Raw genomic sequence first — 21016 nt, 5'->3', positions numbered from 1 at the left:
CATCGCTCCATCGGCGGATGCCGTGCCTCTATCTATAACTCCTTTCCCCGCGAAGGGGTGGAAAAGCTGGTGGATTTCATGGACCGGTTCGCCAGGGAAAACGGCTGAGATCTGTTTTTTCTTTTTTCTTTTTTCTTGTTTTTCTTTCTCCTGACAGGAAAAAACGATCTTCCTCCGGCAATCCTCGAGGTATTTTGTGCAGTACGAAGGAACCATCATCCGGCCTCCATCCGAAGCCGGTTCCATCATACTTCAGGTCACCGTAGGCTGTTCCCATAACCGGTGCACGTTTTGCGGTGCTTACCGCGACAAGACTTTTCGGGTCAAGGACCGGCAGACCATTACTCGGGATATCGCCTTTGCCGCCCGATACTGCCGGCGTCAAAAGACAGTGTTTCTGGCTGACGGCGATGTGCTGGTTCTGCCCCATGCCCGACTGGTGGAACTTCTTGGTCAGATAAGGGCCAGGATGCCCTGGGTCCGCCGGATCAGCCTGTATGCCAACTGTCGCGATATCCTTCGTTTGCACGTGGACCAGCTGCGTGAACTGCGCTCACTGGGACTTGGCCGGATATACATGGGACTTGAAAGTGGGGACGACATCGTTCTTGAGGCTGTGAACAAGGGCGCCGATGCCCGGTCCATGGTCCGGGCAGGGCTGCTGGTGCGGGAGGCGGGTCTTTTTCTCTCGGTCACCTGTCTGCTCGGTCTTGGCGGAGTCGAACGGTCAAGGCAACATGCCCTGGCCACAGCCCGGGTTCTTGGCCTGATGGAACCCCACCAGATCGCGGTCCTGACCCTGATGGTCCTCGAGGAGACCGAGCTTGGCCAGGCCGCGGCCGATGGCCGCTTTGTCCTGCCGCCGCCGATCCAGCTTTTTGCCGAGCTGCGGACCCTGATCGCGGCCATCGAGGTCAAACGGGCCCAGTTCCAGGCCAATCATGCTTCCAACTATTTCAACCTGGACGGACGTCTTCCCCGCGACCGGGAAAAATTCCTTGCCATTATCGATAAGGCTCTGAAGGGACACCTGGACCTGAAACCGGAACCACTCAGAACGCTGTAGCCAGGGGAGCATGAAATAGACAGCAAAAATGATTATCCGCAAAACTCATCACTGATACTCCCGGACCAGCAGTTTTTGCAGAGCAAGGCGATGTTTGCCTTTTCGAGTTTTGGTGGTAATCAAAATAAAAAAAATGAAACAAGAAATTACCGATCTCAAAAATCTTGATCAACAGGGCCTGATTCGGTTTGTCGAATCTCTGGGTCAACCGGCCTTCCGCGGCCGACAGATTCTTTCCTGGCTGTATCGTCCTAAAATTACAGGCTTTTCTCAGATGACCGATCTGGCCAAAGAGTTCCGGACAGCCCTGGGACATCATGCACGGATCAGCCGTTTCACAGAGCCCATTGTCCAGCAGTCCCGGGATGGATCGGCCAAGTTCGGGTTTCGGCTTAAAGACGGCTTTGTCATTGAATCGGTTCTCATCCCCGACGAAGGCCGCAACACGCTCTGTGTTTCGTCCCAAGCCGGCTGCGCCATGGGCTGTCGGTTCTGCATGACCGGAAGCATGGGATTTACCCGCAACCTGCAGCCGGCCGAGATCGTCAACCAGGTCTGCGCAGTCCGCGACTGGATGCTTGAACACGACCGGGGCAGGTTGACCAACCTGGTCTTTATGGGTATGGGAGAGCCGTTGGCCAATCTGAAAAATTTGCTCACAGCGCTTTCCATCCTCACAGAGCAACGGGGGCTTGATTTCGCCAGCCGACGGATTACGGTCTCCACCTGTGGGCTGATTCCGCAGATGATGGAACTGGGCCGGGCCACGGATGTGAACCTGGCGGTCTCCCTGCACGCGGCCGATGACGTGACCCGCAGCCGCCTCATGCCTGTGAACGATCGGTACCCTCTGGCCGAGCTCATCGAGGCATGCAAAAATTTTCCAATGAAAAAACGGCAGCGGATCATGTTTGAGTACACCATGCTTGCCGGTATCAACGATTCGGACGAGACCGCGAAAAAACTGGCCCGGCTCCTGCGCGGGGTTCCCAGCAAGATCAACCTGTTGGCAGTGAATGCCACTGATAATGAGGAGTTTCGCAGTCCGGGCCGGGAGAGGATGCTGCAATTTCAACAAATCCTGCGCAGACACGGCTTTTCCGTGTTCATCCGCCACAGCCGGGGCGAAGATATTCTCGCTGCCTGCGGCCAGCTTGCAGGCAGACACACTACCTCGTCGGTTTAAGCCTTTCCTCCATATCCCTGGCTGTTACCGTTCCACGGCGATACCGCGATCTTCCAGGGCCGACCGGTATGCCCACTTGTCCAACTCGGCCCTGAATTTTTTTTCTGCCCGGTGGCGGGAGGCCACCTCCCAGGCACAGTCGACCACTGCTTCGGCAATCTCCTGTCCCCTGGTCTCGTCACCCAGGCTCACCCGGTTGTTTTCGTACTGAAACGGCGAGCTGAAGGGGTCGAGAAAGGGGTATTCGTCCAGATGGTCGAGAAAACATTGCTTGAGAAGGATGACAGGGTCCTGCCGGCTGCGTCTTTTCATGATCCGGCCATAAATTTCAAGAAACTCCTCCAGGGCAGTGACCAGGTCGGCAAAGGGTGGCGGATCCACGGGCTTTTTCAGGACAGGATCCCCTGTTCGGACCTCTGGTTCCACCTGTTCTTTTTGAAAATGTCCCACCCTGTAGATGGCTTCGGTTTCGCTCAACCGCTCTACCAGGTCCTGGCATGCCTCGCTGGCCGGATTCAACCCGCCCTGTCCCCAGGAATAGGAGCCACCGATGCGTCGCCCCTTGTGGAAAAAAATCAGTCCACCGTCGTCGTTTTGCAGCTCTACATCGACAAACCCGGAAAATTTTTTTTGTTCCAGGCGGTACAGGAGTTCAGGCAGGCCGATGTCTCTGGATGTGAGCAGGTTCCTGGCCCGGCGAAATGGCCCCATCTGGCTCCAGAAAAAAATCGCGTTGGGGTCCAGGTAATAAACGCTGACCAAAAAATTCTTGGCTTTCAGAGCCTTGAGTACAGGTTCCAGTGAGGGAGATACCCTTGAAGGTCCACCATCATCCTGCACAATACCGCGGATAATTTCCTGTTCATCGAAATAGATCAACAGTTCCTGGTCAACGGCCCGGCAATAGATACAACCGCTGCCTATTTCACCCTGGAGATGCTCGACAAACTTGTCGATCTGGAGATAATAGCTGTTGAGGCCTGTGAGGTGTGGTTTTTCCTTTGGGATAAGCATGGGCCAAGTTGTCTTCTTGAGCGATGGTTGTTGTGATATGCCGGTTCCGGTTCAGGCCAACGTTTTGGAACCGAGACTGTGACCTGGTCGATCCTGGTGCTGTTGGTTTCTGATTATCCGGCCGGGAGCGTGCTGTTTCCTGAAAGTTCCTCCTGAAACGGCCATGAGCACAGAATCAGGACCGTGGCGGCGTGCATGCATTGTTGAGGAAGAGCATGAAAAAAGGTCAAAAGATCAGCGGCTGCGCAGCCTCTCAATAGCGGCTTTTATGGAATAACGCATCCTCTCGAAGGCCAGGGCAAGTTCCCGGATTTCCCTTGGCCCTCTTGATGTAACCACCAGATCCACCTCTCCGAGGCTGATTCGGTTGACAACCTCTGTCAGTTCCTGCAGGGGTTTGGAAATGGCCCTGGTCAGGAGAAGAAAAATCAGGATTCCACTGCCCAGAATCAGGCCGATAAAAGACAGTGAAGATGAGGAAAACAGGGAGTTTCTCAAGCTTTTTTTGATGTCAGCTCCATAGGCGCCAACGTGAATTTCGCCACCGGTTTCATTGAGGGCCAGGGCATAGTCATGGATCCGCTGGCCCTCGACCAGCACCACGGCATCCTGTTGCAGCCGACCCTCTTTGAGCCTGTTGTGCTCGATAATGGTCCTGGGGAAACCACTTTCCCGTATTCCGGCTGCAAATTCATGGGAAAATCGTTCAGGATCACTGAAAAAACCAGCCACCACCAGGCCGCGGTCGTTAACCACTGCCGCATATGCGACTCCGGGCAGGAGGCTGATCTGTTTCATCTCTTTATCCAGTTGCTGCTGGTCACGGATCAGCAGCGGTTTACTGACAGAATCCTTAAAGGCCACGGCAATGGCCGCGGTCCGCAGCCCGACCTGCTCGTTGACCAACTGTGGTATATATTGCATGGAGATATACGCCAGGGCGGTAGAGACGGAGGCAACACCGACAAAGAAAGCCAGCAGAAGATAGGCAGAGATGGGGATTCCCAGATCGCGGTTAGCTAGAACAGGTCCGGGGTTATCACTCTTTACCGCTTCCGGAGCTGGAGAAGATTCCCTGGGATCGGCTCCCTGGTTCTGTTTGCTGTCCTTTTTGTTTTTCTTTTCTGCATGAACCCCCTCGCCCCTGGCAGCGGAATCCGGTTTCTGAACAGGTGGAGTGGTTTCACGGAGTGCCGGCTTTTCCACGATGATCAGGTGTCCGCATTGGCGGCAGGTGAACCGGGCCCGGTCCCCTTTCATCCGTGTTTCATCGATGTTGTATTTTTTAGCGCACTCCTCGCAGATAACCAGCATAAAGTTCCTCCTTGTCCCGCAACAGGTTATCCAAACATGCAGTAGGGTTTATCGCCATTGATAGTGGGAAATGATGATCTCTACTGTCAGTTATATGTTTTGGCAAAATTATGGTCAATTAAAAACATGGGAATATGGAAATCCCTGGAGAGCGCAGGATATAACCGGCTCCAGGACGAGTCAGACCAATGACTTGAAGAAAGGAAACAAGAAAAAAACCGGGTCCCGGCGACGAAACCGCCGCCGGGACCCAGGCAGAAAAAAGACAGAAATCAGGACTGGATTTTTTTCAGCAACCAGGCCATGTTTCGGCCGAGATTACGCATGGTCGTCACACCTTCCTCATCACCGGCCACCTCCCCCTTGTCCCGGCCGATGCCGATATTCCAGTAGGACGAACCGACGATGATCATCTGGCCGATGGTGAAGAAATGGTTGATGGAGTCAAAGACGTGAATGGCCCCACCCCGACGCCGGGCCACCACCGCCGCTCCCACCTTGCGCCGGTACATGTCGCCGTTGGCCCGGGAGACCATGCCGCACCGGTCGATGAGGGCCTTGAGCTCGGTGGACAGATCGGCGAAATAGGTTGGCGAGGCCAGGATGATGCCGTCGGCCGATTCCATCTTCTCGATGCACTCGTTGATGCAGTCGGTCGTAACCGCGCATCTGCGGTCCTTATTCTTGAAACAGGAGTAACAGGCTATGCAGCCGTGGGGATGTTCACCGGCCAATTGAACGAGCTCGGTCTCGATCCCCTCTTTTTCCAGTTCCTCGAACACATAACCGATCAGCATAGCAGTATTGCCATCCTTGCGGGCACTGCCGTTGAACGCCACAACTTTCATATTACACCTCCTCGTCTTCGCTCATGATTGATCGGGGCAGGCTACTGAGGTCTATCCTGGCCGCCTCCTCGATCCCCCGTTTGAGTGCCTTTGAGTTCATCTCCTCGGTTCCCGGCGGAACCCTGGCCAGCAGGGCCTTTTCCAGGTTGTCCAGGTTGACCAGTCCGCAGAGCAGGCCCACGGCGCCAAGGGCCACCATGTTGGCCACCAGTTCCCGGCCGATCTCATCGCGGGCGATCTGGGTAAAGGGAATGGTGATGATCCGGCTGGTGGGATACTGCTCCACCAGGTAGGAATCGACGATGAGAAGACCGTTTGGTTTCAGGTCATAGAAATAGGCGTCGCAGGCGGCCTGGTTCATGGCCAGCAGCAGGTCGAGTTCCAGGGCCTTGGGGTAATCGATGGGAGAATCGCTGATCACCACTTCAGCCTTGCTCTTGCCGCCCCGGGCCTCGGGACCGTAACTCTGGGTCTGGCAGACATATTTTCCGTCATAGACTCCCACCGCTTCGGCAAAAACCACGGCCGCGGTGATCAAGCCCTGGCCGCCCGAACCCGAGAACCGGACTTCGTAACGCTCTCTCTTTTTGGCTTCATGTTTCTTCTTCATTTCTGCCTCCTTGCCGCCCGGGCCTTCTCCCGCACCTTTTTGTACTCTTCGGTGGAGATGGGCAGATCACGGTCGGCCAGCACGCCGATGGTGATTTTTCCCTCCAGCTCCTCGGGTTTGAGCGTTGACGCCTTCTGAATGGTGACCGCGTTTTCCTTGAAACTCCTGAGCATATCCACTGCTCCGCCAAGCTTGTTGCGGCGGCCGTACTGGATGTGGCAGTTGGAGATCACCTCGACCACGGCAAACCCACGTTTGGCGATCGCCTGCTCGATGAGCCGGTCCATGAGATCGGCGTGATAGACCGTTGAGCGGGCAACAAAGGAGGCCCCGGCGGTGACGGCCAGTTCGGCGATGGAAAAGTCATGCTCGATGTGCCCATACACCGACGTGGTAGACCTGGAACCAAAGGGCGTGGTCGGCGAGTACTGTCCTCCGGTCATACCATAGATGGAATTGTTGATGATGATCGCGGTCAGGTTCAGGTTGCGCCTGGCCGCATGGATAAAGTGGTTGCCACCAATGGCGGTGGCGTCGCCGTCCCCCATGATGGTGATCACGTTGAGGGCCGGGTTGGCCAGTTTGACTCCGGTGGCAAAGGTAAGGGCACGGCCATGGGTGGTGTGCAGGGTATTGAAGTCCAGGTAGGTCGGCATGCGGCCGGAACAGCCGATCCCCGAAGCCAGCACCACTTCGTCCTTGCTGAGCTCCAGCCTGGAGATGGCACGGAGCAGGGCACCCATGACGATGCCGTTGCCGCAGCCCGGACACCATACGTGGGGAAATTTCTTGTTATGGCGCAGATATTCGTGGCGGAGCGCCTGGGCCGAAATAGGCATGATATGTATCCTCTCTCTCGCTTAAAGTTTGACGAGTTTCTTGAAAATTTCCATGGGAGTGATGAACTGGCCATCGACCCGGTTGTGCTTGACGACCCGACAGTCATATTGGTTCACCCGCTGTACCTCACGGCTGATCTGGCCCAGGTTCATCTCCGGAACCAGCACGGCCCGGCACTGCTGGAGGAGCGGGCTTACCGTCCGGCGTGGAAAGGGAAACAGGGTGATGAGTTGCAGCAATCCGGCCTTGACCCCGTTTTCCCGGGCCTCCTGGACTGCGCGCATTGCAGGCCTGGTCACGGAACCATAGGCAATGACCACCACTTCGGCGTCGTCGATCATATAGCCCTTGGTCATCTGGATCTCTGGAAAACCGCGGCAGATCTTCTGGGTGATCCGCTCGTGGAAAGCCTCGATCTCGCGGCTGTTCTGAGTGGGAAAACCCAGTTCATCATGGATCAGACCGGTGACATGATGGCGGTACCCTTCGCCAAAGGGCGCCATGGGCGGAACCCCGCGGGTATCTCCCTCATACGGTTTGTACCAGTCCGGCGGCATGCTCGGCCGGATACGGTCAACCACCTTGATATCACCCTGGTCGGGCAGCTCCACGCACTCACGGGTATGGGCCACTACCTCGTCAGAAAGCAGGATGACCGGAACCCGGTATTTTTCCGAGAGGTTAAAGGCCTTGACCGTGATGGAAAAGGAATCGCTTACCGAAGAGACAGCAAGAACAATGATCGGATGATCGCCATGGGTGCCCCAGCGGGCCATCTGGACGTCGCCCTGGGCCGGACAGGTTGGCAACCCGGTGGACGGTCCTCCGCGCATGACATTGACGATAACGCACGGCACTTCGGCCACGCAGGCAAAGCCCAGGTTTTCCTGCATCAGGGAAAAACCGGGCCCCGAGGTGGCGGTCATGGCCTTGGCCCCGGCCAGCGAGGCGCCGATAACCGCGCCTATGGAGGCAATTTCATCCTCCATCTGGATAAAGGTGCCGTCCACACCGGGCAGCATGACGGAGAGCTGCTCGGCTATTTCAGAAGCCGGAGTGATGGGGTAGCCGGCAAAAAAACGGCAGCCGGCGGCCAGGGCCCCGTGGACAATGGCCTCATTGCCCTGCAGCAGTCGGCGGTTGTTGGTCTCAGACATCGTTCTTCCTCCTCTTGGGTGTCCGGTCAGACACGGTGATGGCAAAATCAGGACAGTGGATTTCGCAGAAACGGCAGCCGACACAGCGATCAGAGTCGGTCATGCAGGGTTTGCCGTTCTTATCCGCTGCAATGATCTTCTGAGGACAGAAAGCGATGCAGATGCCGCAGGCCTTGCACCAGGCAAGATAGAAAGAAACATCATACTTCTCTCTTGTTTTACCTGTTTTCCGGATTGTTTTCTTTTTGCAGGCAGAGCCTGAATCGGTTTGAGTTTTGTTTGCCATGGTCTCTTTTCTCCGGCCGGCCTTTTGGTTCGGAATCCGCCCCTGTGGAACCGCCTCGGGCCAGGCCTTTTTTGTGGGTTGTCGATAGTTCCGCAATACAGGCTCTCCCAAAAAAAAGCAAGAGAATCTAAAGCTTGATTCTTTCTTTTTTGAGGGTGATGATTCGCTTGCCAATTGGTGGTTTGTTTAATATAGAAAAATGGTAACCAAGCAACACCCAAAACCCCTCATCAAATTCATCAGGAGGTACGTATGAAGCGAGGAATTTTAGCGACAGTTGCACTGGGAGCAGTCATGCTGTTCACCCTTGCCACGGCCCAGGCAAAGACAACCTTTGTCACCATCGGTACCGGCGGCATCACCGGTGTCTATTATCCCACCGGCGGTGCCATCGCCAAGATGGTGAACAAAAAGAAAAAGCAGTACGGTATTCGGGCCACTGTCGAGTCCACCGGCGGCTCGGTGTTCAACATCAATGCCGTCATGAGTGGTGACCTGGAGTTTGGTATCGCCCAGTCCGACCGCCAGTACCAGGCCGTCCACGGGCTGGCCGAGTGGGAAAAGAAGGGACCGCAGAAAGACCTGAGGGCCGTATTCTCCATTCACCCCGAGTCTGTGACCCTGGTGGCCGCGGTGGATGCCGGCATTGCGGATATTCGTGACCTGAAAGGCAAGAAGGTCAATATCGGCAACCCCGGATCCGGTCAGCGCCAGAACGCCATTGACGCCCTGGAGACCGTGGGTATCGACTACAAGAAAGACCTGAAGGCTGAAAGCGCCAAGGCCTCCGAGGCCCCGGGTCTGCTGCAGGACGGCCGGATTGACGCCTTTTTCTACACCGTCGGCCATCCCTCCGGAGCCATCAAGGAAGCAACATCCGGCGCCCGCAAGGTACGTTTTGCCTCCATCACCGGTATCGACAAGCTCCTGGCCAAGTATCCCTATTACGCCAAGTCGGTCATTCCGGTGGTCATGTACCCCGGAGCCCAGAACGACAAGGATGTACCCACCTTTGGTGTAAAGGCTACTCTGGTGACCAGCGCCAAGGTGCCCGATGACGTTGTCTATGCCATCACCAAGGAAGTGTTTGACAACTTTGACGAGTTCAAGAAACTGCATCCTGCCTACTCCACTCTGACCAAAGAGTCCATGCTTGAAGGTTTGTCCGCACCGCTGCATCCTGGCGCTGTGAAGTACTTTAAGGAAGTTGGCTTGATGAAATAATCCGCGCTCCCGCCGGCGGCAGTTTCACCTGTCGCCGGTTTTCCGTGTCGGGAATCGTTTTCCGGGCACCTGCACCGGTGCCCGGAAAACGGAGTCCGACCCAGACCGTAGAAAGTCGCGGCTCGCCAGGAAAGCCAACGTCTCCCCCCCCCACTGTCCCCGCAGTCAGGGATGGTTTTGCATGGGGCCGCCTCTTCCGGGTCATGTTGTTTGACAAGGCGCCTTGGGTAACTGCCGATCCGGCGCTTTTTTTTGGTTATATTGTGATTGGTGCTAGAATATGAGCAAAATTCGAGTTGAAAAAGTTGATGACGGAGTTGAGGTTGCCAGAAAACTGGCCGAAGCCGAGGAAGGGATCGGGCGAAAGCCGGAGGGCTGGCAGAAATATCTCATACCAACCATAGCGGTCTGCTGGTCTCTTTTTCAGCTGGCCCTGCCCAAGTGGATTCTGCTGGATTCGACCTATATCCGGGCAATCCATCTCGCTTTTGCCCTGACCATCGTCTTTCTGAATTACCCCCTGTTCAAAAAACCCTATTTCAACCTTAAATATTTTGCCGAGCATAAAAAAATTCCCCTGCTCGACATGCTCCTGGCCCTGGTTGCAGCCCTGGCGGCCCTCTATATTGTGATTGATTACGAGGGAATCACCACCAGGTACGGGGCTCCGAACACCATGGACCTGGTGGCCGGAATCGGCCTGGTCCTTCTGTTGCTGGAGGCAGCCCGGAGGACCATCGGCCCTGCCCTGCCCTTTATAGGCTCCTGTTTTATCGCCTACGCCTTTCTCGGGCCCTACATGCCCGACCTGATCGCTTTCAAGGGAACTTCGTTGAATCGTTTTGTCGGACAGATGACCATGTCCACCGAAGGTATATACGGTATACCCCTGGACGTGTCCGCGACCATTGTCTTTCTTTTTGTCCTCTTTGGCGCCATGCTGGACAAGGCCGGCGCCGGCCATTACTTCATTCAGCTGGCGCTCAGCCTGCTGGGACGGTTCAAGGGTGGTCCGGCCAAAGCCGCCATCATGGGCTCCGGCCTGACCGGCCTGGTCTCCGGTTCCTCGATCGCCAACATCGTCACCACCGGCACCTTCACAATCCCGATGATGAAAAAGGTTGGTTATCCTGCCACCAAGGCCGCGGCCACCGAAGTGGCTGCCTCCACCGACGGGCAACTGGCACCGCCGATCATGGGCGCAGCCGCTTTTATCATTGCCGAATACGTCAACGTGCCCTATATCGAGGTAGTCAAGGCTGCCGCCATTCCTGCCTTTGCCTCCTATGCGGCCCTGTTCTTCATCTCCCATATCGAAGCCTCCAAGCTCGGTATCCGCGGCCTGCCCAAAAGCGAACTGCCGCCCTTTTTCAAGACCCTGCTCTCCGGTGTCCATTACCTGGTGCCCCTGTTCATGCTCCTCTACGAATTGATCGTAGTCCGTCATTCACCGGAACTGGCCGCTTTCAATGCCATCTGGGTCATGGGTATCATCATGCTCTTTCAGGAGCCTTTTCTTGCCTGGAAGAACAAAAAACCACTGGGCCCGGCTTTTCAAAAGGCCATTGTTCAGATATTTGGGGCCCTTGCCTCCGGAGCCCGCAACATGGTGGCCGTGGCCCTGGCCACAGCCGCGGCCGGTATCATCGTCGGCGTGGTTGCCCTTGGTCTTGGCAACCTGATCTCCGAGATCATCGACGTGTTGTCCATGGGCAATGTCTTTTTGATGCTTGTCATCACCGCTCTTGCCAGCCTGATCATCGGCATGGGCTTGCCCACCACCGCGACCTATATCGTCATGGCCTCGTTGACCGCACCGGCCATTGTCAATATCGGCGCCATGCAGGGCTTTATCGTTCCGCTCATGGCGGCGCACCTGTTCTGCTTCTACTTCGGTATCCTGGCCGATGACACCCCGCCGGTGGGCCTGGCTGCCTATGCCGCCGCTGCCATTGCCAAGTCCCCGCCTATCGCCACTGGCATCCAGGGGTTCATGTATGATATTCGAACCGCTATCCTGCCCTTCATGTTCATTTTCAACACAGACCTTATCCTCCACAATGTTTATTCCTGGACCCAGGGGATACTGATTTTTGTCATGGCCTGCATAGGGAACTTTGCCTTTGCTTCGGCCACCCAGGGGTGGTTCATTACCAAAAACAAACCATGGGAGATTCCGCTCTTTCTCTGCGTCACTTTTATCCTGATGCGACCGGATCAGATTGCATCCTGGCTCGGCATGCCCCATGACCAGCGCTACTGGACCTATCTGATCGGCCTGGCCCTGTACGGTATATTGTATCTCATGCAACGGCCGCGAACCAGGGAGGATGCCGGCGGTCAGGTGGTCATGTCCCGAGTCTGAAGCCCTGGAACCCGCCTGCTCCGCATGTGCCGGCGGGTTTCTTCCGTCCCATGCCCCTTGCCCGGGAAGAAGAAAGAACAGTACAACAACACACAGCTACTATCTGCCGGAGAGACACAAGTCATGTCAGACTTCAAGAAAATCATGGTTCCCCTGGCCTTCTCGGCGTTCTCCCAGGATATTCTCCAGTTTGCCGCCAAGCTGGCAAAGCCCCTGGATGCCGAGCTGATCATCATTAATGTGATCAATGAAAGGGATCTCGAAACCGTACAGGTGATCACTTCGTTTGGGTACGAGGTCGACGAGGAGCATTACCTGCAGCAGCTGCAGCAGCAGCGTATCGGCATGCTCGAGGAGATGATGACAAAGGTGGATTTCCCCGAGGAACGCGTCCGCTTTGTCTTCAAGGTGGGCCGGCCGGCTTCAATCCTGCTGAAGTTTGCGGTCCAGGAAGATGTCGACATGATCGTCATGGGGATAAAGGCCAAATCAGAACTGGTCCACGCCTTCACCGGCTCGGTGGCCGAGAAGCTCTTCCGGCGCTCGCCGGTGACCATTGTCTCCTACCGGGACGAGCACAATGCAGGACGGCTTCGGAAACGTATCCTGAAGGATATCAACAGGGACGAGTAACAGGGAAACGATAATTATCAGGCCGCAGAAGTCGCGAATTTTTCCGCCAGGGCCGGCAGCAGAGCTGCCAGAAGGCGAGTCCTGACCGGCAGGCTGTCTTTGAGCATGTATTCCCTGTCGCTGTGGTCGTGCTCCCCGATGGGGCCCAGACCGTCGAGAACCGGGATGTATTCACCCATGGTGTTTGCGTCCGAGACCCCCTGGCGAACTTCACGACATATGCTGATGCCAAGCCTTTCTGCCTGTTTGACAGCCAGGGTGAACAGGTCCTTGTTGGCTGTGCTCTCTTCCAGGACCGGACGCTGGCCGGTGATTTCCAGCCGGGCTGTGGTCCCTGGAGTCTTGCATGTTCCAGCGATCCGCCCGATCCTCTCTTTCAGTTTCAGGCCTGCCGCCCTGGAGGTGTAGCGGGTGTCGACCAGGGCCTCGGCCTGTTCCGGGACCGTGTTGGACCCTGTACCTCCCTTGATGACCCCCACATTGACCACCACCCCCTGTTCGGGATTGTTGAGCTCTTCCAGGGCAAGGATCTTGCGGGCCAGCTCCAGGACCGCACTGGCCTTGTCTTGGTCAGCAAAGGCGGCATGTCCGGCCTGGCCACTGATCTCCAGGCGGTAGCCGGTTTTGCCCCGCCGCCCGGTGACAACCTCTCCCGATAGACCACCACACTCGGTGACCAGCCCGCAGCACGCCCCTCTGGCCAGATCCTGGATGAGTTCGAGGGAAGATGGCGAGCCCATCTCTTCGTCGGAGTTGAACAGAAGAACCAGCGGCAACTGCTCCAGGACTCCAGCCCGGGCCAGGGCCTGGATCGCACCGATGGTGGTCACCAGGCCACCTTTCATGTCAATGACTCCCGGACCCTGTATCCGTGGTCCGTCTTCCCGGTACCAGTTAAAACCGCTCTCTTCCGGAAACACCGTATCCATGTGTCCGGTTACCAGGATATAAGGCTGATTGTGGCTGGCCCGGGTCCGGAACACCAGGTGGTCACCGAACTCCCGAACCGGCACAGTTTGCAGTTCCAGCCCAAGTCCCTCAAGCTGTTTCCGGATGACCGACCCGACCCTGTCCACCCCTGGTTTGTCGCCGGTGTGACTGGAAATGAGGACCAGGTCCCGCAGAAGGGAGAAGAGGTACTGTTCACGCTGCTCCAGAAAGGCCAGGGCCTTATCGACACTCATTTTCCGTACCGGGCAAAGGAAAAGTTGTCGTTCCCGTACACTTCCGGGTCGGCATCGGGATAGCGGACCTCTTCGCCGGACCACGGTTTTTTCAGGATCAGCTCGTTTCCTTGCCGGCCCATCACGTTGGAGCGATGCATGGGAATCTTGCCGCCGGCAGTGGCAATGTAGCGTGGAATGGCATCACCGGAGATATTGCCGTACATGGATTCAACAATATCGCGGCCTTTTTCCACCGGGACCCGAAAATGGACGAACTGGGGGTTACGGTAGGAACAGTTGAAGATGTAGTAGGGACGCACATAGGACTCGTGGATGGTTTCGCACAGCTTCCACATCTTGACCCGGGAGTCGTTGATACCCCGCAGCAGGACAGCCTGGTTGAGCACTGCACTGACCCTTTTGGAGATATTTTTAAAGGCGGTTCGGGATACCGGGGTGATTTCCTGGGCCGTATTGATCTGGGTAACCACCCGAAGAGGTTTCCGGTCATTGGATCTCTCCAGGATATCGAGGAGTTCCTCGTCGATACGCATGGGCACGGTCACCGGGACCCTGGTCCCCAGCCGTTTCAGCCGCACATGGTCAATGGAGTCGAGCTCGTCGAGCAGCCATTTGAGCAGGGAGTTGGGCAGAACAAAGGCGTCCCCGCCGGTGACCAGAACATCGCGAATCCGCTTATTTGCCCGGATGTAGTCCAGTGCCTCTCCATAAGCCTGTCTGGAGAACATTTTGTCCTTCTTGCCGATGTGGGCGATCCGTAGACAGTGGGTGCAGTACATGGCACACATGTTGGTCGACTTGATGGTCACCACCCGGGGATAAAACTGGTCCACCAGCCGGGCCGGAGAATGATCGGCGGCCACAGGCGGAATCTCGACCCCGGCATTATCGACCATTTCTCCGGTGGGAATGGACTGCAGCATTATGGGATCGTTGAGGCGCGGCATGATCAGGCTGGTGTAATAGGGCGTCAGTCTCATTCGGTAATTTCTGGTCACCCGGGCAATATCTGCCACCGCATCCGGGGGCAGCTCGATGAGCCGGGCCAGCTCCTCCACCGAAGAAATTGCATGGCGAATCTGGCCGGAAAAGGTGTTCCAGGCCTCCTCATCCATGCCAAGGGCCTGGCGGATCCGAGCCTGGTTTTCCAATATACGCTCCCACAGTTCAATCCCGCTTGGCGCCTCCTGATCCTTGAGCTCCAGGTAGGCGTCCACCCTGGCGTTGGCGGCCTGGACAATCGGCCTGGCCCGGTCGACCCGTCCGCCGACGGAAACCATGTGCTCGTCGACTTCCTGGTGCTTGCGCGCCAGGGACTCCAGCCTCTCCCGTTTGAGCCCCAGGCTGTCCGCACGAATATTCTCCTCTTCCCGGAGGGCCTTGAGGCGGGCAAAAAGTTCGACGATGGGGCCGGTCAGGTCCTCCTCTTCGGCCCTGGTTATCATGGCGTGTATTTCCGCGCGCAGGGCGTCGTCCGGGCTGGCGCTGTCTTCTCCGGAATAGAGCCTGTCAATTAGTTCCGTGGTGTAGCTATCCATTTCGTTACTCATGATCCTCTCCTGCTGTGACGGATGCAACACGGCCCTGGGTCGTGTTCTGTTACCGGTCAAAAAGGGTATATCAAAAGCTCCTGCACACCTCTTGCCGGGACTGTGTTTTCAGGAAGTCCCGGTTTACTCGATGGTCAGTTCGATGATCTCCTTGCCCTGGCGCAGTCCCTCCTCCACATCGCGACGGTTGCGGGCCACGGAAACTATCCGGGCCAGGAAGGTGCCGGGCAGAACGGTCAACCCGGAACCGATATGTTCGAGGATGACAAAATCCTTGAGCAGCTCGCCCTTGGCCACCTTGCAAAACGTCTCCCGTTCGTAGGGATTTTGCGGGATGTAGCCGCGAGTTGAACGGGCCTGCTTGAGTTTATAATTATAGGTTCCCCAGTGCAGTGGAATAGCGTCATCGGCACGTTCTCGGGTATTTTCAGGGAAAGAGCCGGAAACAACGGCATGGTACTCCAGCTCGGGCAGGGACGGACTGCCCGGGGGCAGGGCCTGTTCCAGAGTGTAACAGAATTCGAGCGTCGTCCCCTGCTTGCGGGCATTGATTTCCAGGAAGTAAACATTGTTCTTCCGGTCAACCAGGTAGTCGCAGCCAAAGATCCCCCGGTAGCCGCGGCGGCCCAGCTCCCGGCCTACCACCCGGGTATACTCCTTGAGTTCATGGACGATATCCAGCGGCAGTACCGAGGGCCAGCTCGAACCGACAAAGCGGTTGCCGTCCTCGATGTTCTGATCCGCCACCCCGGCGATATAGACATCCTCTTCATTGGCCACCACCGCGAGCACTGTGGGATCGAATTCATGCGGGATATAGCGGGACATGAGATAAATACAGTCCTCGGCGCCAAAAAAGTGGACAATATCGGCCTGACTGTGGGTGATGCCGCTGGCCGCGCCGGCAGCAGAGTAGACCTTGGAGACAAAGATACCGTCGCTCCACTGCTGGCGTTTCTGCTCGGAACGAAACAGCAGATCGCTCATGCACTGGCAGATCTCAAATTCGATCACCGGGATCTTGTCGCGGAGCATCTCGTACTGGATCATCTTGTTGTTGAACTTCCGTGCCAGTTCCTTGTCCGGGCCGAGAATGGAGACTTTGTCGCGCTGATCCAGGGTCATGTTGGGATCACTTTCATACATGTTTATATAGAGATGATCCTGGTGTTCGAGAATCCGGTCGATGAGCTGGTGAACGGCGGGGTGGGTGGAGACCGCTTCCATGAACCGACCTGGTTCGGTCCGGTAACAGATGCGGTTGCCGCTTATGGCTCGCAGTTGATTGAGCATCGGCGATATCGCAATGATGTTACTGTAATTGTACTGGTGCAGTATATCTGGAACAACGGAGATAAAGGCCACCGGCCTGTTCATGGTGCGGGCAAACATGTCGCGCAGGAACAGGTTGAGTCCATAACACTTGAGTTCCCCGATGTAGAGAAAATAGTATGTCCCGGGATCAAGAGTATAGTTGCTGAAATAGATATCGTTATCCATGGTTCGGGTGCCTTTTGTTGAGGTTCTCAGTACCCTGACGCTATGCTGGCTTCATACCGCTGGCCCCTGAAGGCTGCAACAGATATTTGTTCTCGACTGAAAATAACCTTTGGACGCGTCCCTCTCCTCTGACTTCTGCCCGGAGTCGATTTTCGGAAAAACAACATTCAATCCCTCGACAGGAAGAAAAAAATCATTGCCGGGAAAAAACAAAAAATGGTGTGGTTACCAACAAAATCCAAAAAAATGTCTAAGCCCGGATTTGCCATCGCCATTTTCGAGGAAACAATGCAAAAAAACCCTCTCGCAGGCGCTTTCTGGCAAATAGCTTCCAGGGCAAAGAGATGGTTTCCTTTTTCGTACTGTGGCTGAGTTTCGGTGGGGATGAAAAAATGTTGAAAAGTACCTGGCCGACATCGTCGGTTCGGACTATAAATACCGGCTGACGCCCGCGATCAATACCGGTTCCCGGAGTGGACAAATATCAACAAGGAGCATGTGATGACTGAGTTCGTCTACCACGATCCCTTCCCCCTGGCTCCCGATACCACCAGCTATCGGCTGCTGGAGGGCTCGCAGCAGTATGTCAGCACCAATACGTTCCTGGGGGAAGAAGTGGTGTGTATAGCACCCGCAGGTCTCAAGGCTCTTGCCCTGGCTGCCATGCGGGAGGTTTCCTTTCTCCTGAGGCCAAGCCATAACAAAATGGTGGCTGCCATCCTGGACGATCCGGAGGCCTCTGACAATGACCGGGCCGTGGCCCTTTCCATGTTGCGTAATGCCGAAATTTCCAGGAACTTCGTTCTGCCCCTCTGCCAGGACACCGGCACGGCCATCGTGATGGCCAAAAAGGGCCAGAATGTCTGGACCGGCTGTAATGATGCCCGTTGGCTGTCCGAGGGTATTTTTACCTGCTATGCGACCGAAAACCTCCGTTATTCCCAGGTGGCCCCTCTGACCATGTACGAGGAAGTCAACACCGGCACCAATCTCCCGGCCCAGATCGACATTTATGCCACCACCGGCAAAGCCTATGATTTTCTCTTCATCGCCAAGGGCGGTGGCAGTGCCAACAAGATGTATCTCTACCAGGAGACCAAGGCCCTGCTCCAGCCCGGGGTACTGAAAGAATTTCTTGTCGACAAGATGAAAACCCTGGGCACGGCCGCCTGCCCGCCCTATCACCTGGCCTTTGTCATCGGCGGTACCAGCGCCGAGGCCAACCTGAAGACAGTCAAGCTGGCGACCACCAGATATCTCGACGGTCTGCCGACCAGCGGCGACAGGTACGGCCGGGCTTTCCGTGATCTTGAACTGGAGGATGAACTCCTGCACGAGGCGTGGAAACTGGGTTTCGGGGCCCAGTTCGGCGGCAAGTACTTTGCCCACGATGTCAGGGTAATCCGGCTTCCCCGCCATGGCGCATCCTGTCCCATAGGCATGGGGGTCTCCTGCTCGGCTGATCGCAATATTCTGGCCAGGATCGACCACCAGGGATTGTGGCTCGAAAAACTCGACCGGCATCCCGGCCGTCTTATTCCAGAACGGTTTCGCAATAGTGAGGATATGGATGCGGTGCGCATTGATCTCAACCAGCCCATGGAATCGATACTCGGCACTCTGAGCAGATATCCCGTAGCCACCAGGATTCGACTCACCGGCACTATTATCGTCGGCCGGGACATGGCCCATGCGCGGTGGAAGGAACTGCTCGATGCCGGCAAACCATTACCAGACTATCTGAAGAAACATCCGGTTTACTATGCCGGTCCGGCCAAAACACCGCCGGGCAAGCCATCGGGGTCGTTCGGGCCGACCACGGCCGGTCGGATGGATTCCTACGTGGACCTGCTTCAGCAGCATGGCGGCTCCATGGTTATGATCGCCAAGGGCAATCGTTCCCGCCAGGTAACCGAGGCCTGTCAGCGCCATGGTGGATTCTACCTGGGTTCCATCGGCGGTCCGGCGGCCCTGATTGCCGAGGAAAACATCAAGCATGTGGAATGTCTGGATTACCCGGAGTTGGGCATGGAGGCAGTGTGGCTGATAGAAGTTGAAGACTTCCCGGCCTTTATCCTCATCGATGACAAGGGAAATGATTTTTTCGCCGATCCGCAGTAGACGATCAGGTTCGGCCCGGCCATGGCTCAACCCTGTTCGGTTGCGGCCTGTCGCAACTGATGGAGGATTGCCAGCAACCGTCCCACGGCAGTGGAGTTGGTCAGTATGGCCAGGAGCAGGGTCATGCCCAGCAGGGCCCTGCCCGGCAGCAGGGTTTCCATGAATCCGGCCAGAGCGAGGAGAAGAATCCGTTCGGGCCGCTGAAAGAGTCCGCTGGTGCAGGAAACACCCAATCCTTCGCCTCGGGCCCGAGTGTAGCTCACCAGGAGCGAACCGGCCAGCGTAAAGAGGATGGCCAGGGTCGCCAGGACCACCGGCTGGTCTGTACGGTACATATATCCCCAGATTCCAGCCAGTACCAGGAGCTCACCATAGCGGTCGAGAACGGAATCAAGAAAAGCACCGGCCTTGCTGGCGCTGCCGCGGGCCCGGGCCACCAGGCCATCCAGGCTGTCGAAGAGCCCACCGGCCAGGAGCATGGCGGCCCCCAGGCCCGGATGCCAGATAAAGATCAGCCCCGCTACCCCACTGAGGAGAAGCCCGGTCACCGTCAACTGGTCCGGAGTTACATGGTACCGGTCGAGCAGAGGCAGGATGTATCGGTTGAGGCAGTTATAGAAGAACTGGACCAGGGGAGTGTCTCTTTTCATGGAAGAACCCTTACTGTATTGGCTGGAAGACTTGACATTATGTTAAGTAATCATAGTATATCTGGTTGTCAACGAACAGGCCGGGACGATGGATGGCTTTTTCGTCCTCCCTGTCAGGGCCTTTTTTTCATCTCTGTACTGAAAAAGATGGTCCGGCAAAATATCCCCTCCTGTTTCCGGGGGAGTTGTGGTCTGTAGAGGGTTTGATTTTTTATTTTTTCGACGTGAACTTAAAGTTTATCTGGTTAGAATTTTTATCTCATTACCATCGTTCATCCAGGACAAAGAGATGTGATTCTCTTCCGCGCCATTGCTGGATTTTGGTGGTAATCAGACATTTTTAACATGGGGAGGAATGTGATGAAGAAGATCAAAATTGCTATTGCCGGCCTTGGTAACTGCGCCAGCTCACTGATTCAGGGTATCTATTACTATGAAAGCAGGAGCCCGGAAGATGCCATAGGTCTCATGCACTGGCAGATTGGTCCGTACCTCCCCAGTGATATCGAGGTGGTGGCCGCCTTTGACATCGACAAACGCAAAGTTGATCAGGATGTCAACCAGGCAATCTTTGCCAAGCCCAACTGTACCAAGGTATTCTGCGGTGACCTTCCCGCTTCTGGCGTCAAGGTCCGGATGGGCCGTATCCTGGACGGTTTTTCCGAGCACATGCAGAACTATGACGAGTCCAGGACCTTCGTCCCGGCTGCAGTCCAGGAACCCGGCAAGGAGGAAGTGGTCCGGGTCCTCAGGGAAAGCGGGGCCGAAATGCTGCTCAATTACCTGCCGGTGGGGTCGGAGGAGGCGACAAAGTTCTATGCCGAATGCGCCCTGGAAGCCAACATCGGCTTTATCAACAACATCCCGGTATTCATTGCCTCCAACCCGGCCTGGGAGGCCAGGTTTGCGGAAAAAAATCTGCCCATCATCGGGGATGACATCAAGGCCCAGCTGGGTGCCACCATCACCCACCGTACTTTGACGGATCTGTTCCGTAAACGGGGAGTAAAGCTGGAGCGGACCTACCAGTTGAACACCGGCGGCAACACCGATTTTCTCAACATGCTCAATCGCGACCGGCTTTTGTCCAAGAAGGTCTCGAAGACCGAGGCCGTCCAGGCGGTGGCCGATACCCGACTGGACGATGTCAACATCCACGTGGGCCCCAGTGACTATGTAGCCTGGCAAGATGACAACAAGGTCTGTTTCATTCGCATGGAAGGAAAGCTGTTTGGCGATGTACCGATGAACCTTGAACTGCGGTTGTCGGTGGAGGACTCTCCCAACTCGGCCGGAGTGGCCATCGATGCAGTCCGTTGCGTCAAACTGGCCCTGGACAAGGGAATAGGTGGCGTACTCGAAGGACCTTCCTCGTATTTCTGCAAGCACCCCATCCGCCAGTTCAACGACGATCGTGCATACCAGATGACAAAAGATTTTATCAGCAAATACAGCGAGTAAAGCT

The 21016-nt window shown here is 56.1% G+C and carries 18 protein-coding genes and 1 pseudogene; 8 read left to right on the top strand and 11 right to left on the bottom strand.

Going from position 1 to position 21016, the window contains the following annotated elements; genetic code table 11:
- The 3 genes and pseudogenes from ACXJJY_RS00800 to rlmN all read left to right on the top strand — a co-directional run.
- Positions 1-108 (top strand): annotated as a pseudogene (locus ACXJJY_RS00800) (3-phosphoserine/phosphohydroxythreonine aminotransferase); the annotation flags it as partial.
- 88 nt (positions 109-196) lie between these two features.
- Positions 197-1066: a radical SAM protein gene (locus ACXJJY_RS00795; protein ID WP_456384707.1), complete on the top strand. Its 870-nt coding sequence runs from the start codon at positions 197-199 to the stop codon at positions 1064-1066.
- Between the two features lie 133 nt (positions 1067-1199).
- Entirely contained in the window at positions 1200-2252 is a 1053-nt protein-coding gene (rlmN, locus tag ACXJJY_RS00790; protein ID WP_456384706.1) for a dual-specificity RNA methyltransferase RlmN, read from the top strand.
- A 24-nt stretch (positions 2253-2276) separates the two neighbouring features.
- Here rlmN and ACXJJY_RS00785 read toward each other — a convergent pair whose 3' ends face one another.
- The 7 genes from ACXJJY_RS00785 to ACXJJY_RS00755 form a co-directional block, all read right to left on the bottom strand.
- Positions 2277-3266, bottom strand: coding sequence for a hypothetical protein (locus ACXJJY_RS00785; RefSeq protein WP_456384704.1), 990 nt, complete (start codon positions 3264-3266; stop codon positions 2277-2279).
- A gap of 234 nt (positions 3267-3500) precedes the next feature.
- The gene (locus ACXJJY_RS00780) at positions 3501-4580 is read right to left on the bottom strand and encodes a HAMP domain-containing protein (RefSeq protein WP_456384702.1); all 1080 of its coding nucleotides are present in this window, start codon (positions 4578-4580) and stop codon (positions 3501-3503) included.
- 272 nt (positions 4581-4852) lie between these two features.
- Entirely contained in the window at positions 4853-5428 is a 576-nt protein-coding gene (locus tag ACXJJY_RS00775; protein WP_456384700.1) for a flavodoxin family protein, read from the bottom strand.
- Position 5429: 1 nt separating this feature from the next.
- Entirely contained in the window at positions 5430-6038 is a 609-nt protein-coding gene (locus ACXJJY_RS00770; protein WP_456384698.1) for a 2-oxoacid:acceptor oxidoreductase family protein, read from the bottom strand.
- Positions 6035-6877 carry a 2-oxoacid:ferredoxin oxidoreductase subunit beta gene (locus ACXJJY_RS00765; protein ID WP_456384696.1) on the bottom strand — a complete coding sequence of 281 codons (843 nt, stop codon included), beginning with the start codon at positions 6875-6877 and terminating at the stop codon, positions 6035-6037. Before ACXJJY_RS00765 ends, ACXJJY_RS00770 begins: the two co-directional genes overlap by 4 nt.
- 21 nt (positions 6878-6898) lie before the next feature.
- Complete coding sequence (locus ACXJJY_RS00760) at positions 6899-8035, bottom strand: 2-oxoacid:acceptor oxidoreductase subunit alpha (RefSeq protein ID WP_456384694.1); 1137 nt, start codon at positions 8033-8035, stop codon at positions 6899-6901.
- Positions 8028-8321, bottom strand: coding sequence for a 4Fe-4S dicluster domain-containing protein (locus ACXJJY_RS00755; protein ID WP_456384692.1), 294 nt, complete (start codon positions 8319-8321; stop codon positions 8028-8030). The genes ACXJJY_RS00760 and ACXJJY_RS00755 overlap by 8 nt, the downstream gene beginning before the upstream one ends.
- A 252-nt stretch (positions 8322-8573) precedes the next feature.
- Here ACXJJY_RS00755 and ACXJJY_RS00750 point away from each other — a divergent pair, with 252 nt between their 5' ends.
- From ACXJJY_RS00750 to ACXJJY_RS00740, 3 genes are all read left to right on the top strand, one after another.
- Complete coding sequence (locus ACXJJY_RS00750) at positions 8574-9545, top strand: TAXI family TRAP transporter solute-binding subunit (RefSeq protein WP_456384690.1); 972 nt, start codon at positions 8574-8576, stop codon at positions 9543-9545.
- A 280-nt stretch (positions 9546-9825) separates the two neighbouring features.
- Positions 9826-11910, top strand: a complete 2085-nt coding sequence (locus tag ACXJJY_RS00745) for a TRAP transporter permease (protein WP_456384688.1) — start codon at positions 9826-9828, stop codon at positions 11908-11910.
- A 123-nt stretch (positions 11911-12033) separates the two neighbouring features.
- Complete coding sequence (locus tag ACXJJY_RS00740) at positions 12034-12543, top strand: universal stress protein (RefSeq protein ID WP_456384686.1); 510 nt, start codon at positions 12034-12036, stop codon at positions 12541-12543.
- 17 nt (positions 12544-12560) lie between these two features.
- Here ACXJJY_RS00740 and ACXJJY_RS00735 read toward each other — a convergent pair whose 3' ends face one another.
- The 3 genes from ACXJJY_RS00735 to ACXJJY_RS00725 form a co-directional block, all read right to left on the bottom strand.
- Positions 12561-13727 (bottom strand): M20 family metallopeptidase, encoded by a 1167-nt coding sequence (locus ACXJJY_RS00735; protein ID WP_456384684.1) that lies wholly within the window; start codon positions 13725-13727, stop codon positions 12561-12563.
- Complete coding sequence (locus ACXJJY_RS00730; protein WP_456384682.1) at positions 13724-15280, bottom strand: KamA family radical SAM protein; 1557 nt, start codon at positions 15278-15280, stop codon at positions 13724-13726. Before ACXJJY_RS00730 ends, ACXJJY_RS00735 begins: the two co-directional genes overlap by 4 nt.
- A gap of 123 nt (positions 15281-15403) precedes the next feature.
- Positions 15404-16780 carry an ATP-grasp domain-containing protein gene (locus ACXJJY_RS00725; protein WP_456384680.1) on the bottom strand — a complete coding sequence of 459 codons (1377 nt, stop codon included), beginning with the start codon at positions 16778-16780 and terminating at the stop codon, positions 15404-15406.
- Between the two features lie 501 nt (positions 16781-17281).
- Here ACXJJY_RS00725 and ACXJJY_RS00720 point away from each other — a divergent pair.
- Entirely contained in the window at positions 17282-18901 is a 1620-nt protein-coding gene (locus ACXJJY_RS00720; protein ID WP_456384678.1) for a fumarate hydratase, read from the top strand.
- Positions 18902-18927: 26 nt separating this feature from the next.
- Here the strand turns inward: ACXJJY_RS00720 and ACXJJY_RS00715 are convergent, their stop codons facing one another.
- On the bottom strand, positions 18928-19551 hold the full coding sequence (locus ACXJJY_RS00715; RefSeq protein ID WP_456384676.1) for a CDP-alcohol phosphatidyltransferase family protein: 624 nt from the start codon (positions 19549-19551) through the stop codon (positions 18928-18930).
- 360 nt (positions 19552-19911) lie between these two features.
- On the opposite strand from ACXJJY_RS00715, the gene ACXJJY_RS00710 reads away from it, so the two are divergent.
- On the top strand, positions 19912-21012 hold the full coding sequence (locus tag ACXJJY_RS00710) for an inositol-3-phosphate synthase (RefSeq protein ID WP_456384674.1): 1101 nt from the start codon (positions 19912-19914) through the stop codon (positions 21010-21012).
- The last annotated feature ends 4 nt before the right edge of the window (positions 21013-21016 follow it).

The organism is Desulfolithobacter sp. (assembly GCF_054025815.1).
The sequence above is the reverse complement of the archived record's forward strand: the minus strand, read 5'-3'. Positions and strand labels throughout refer to the sequence as shown.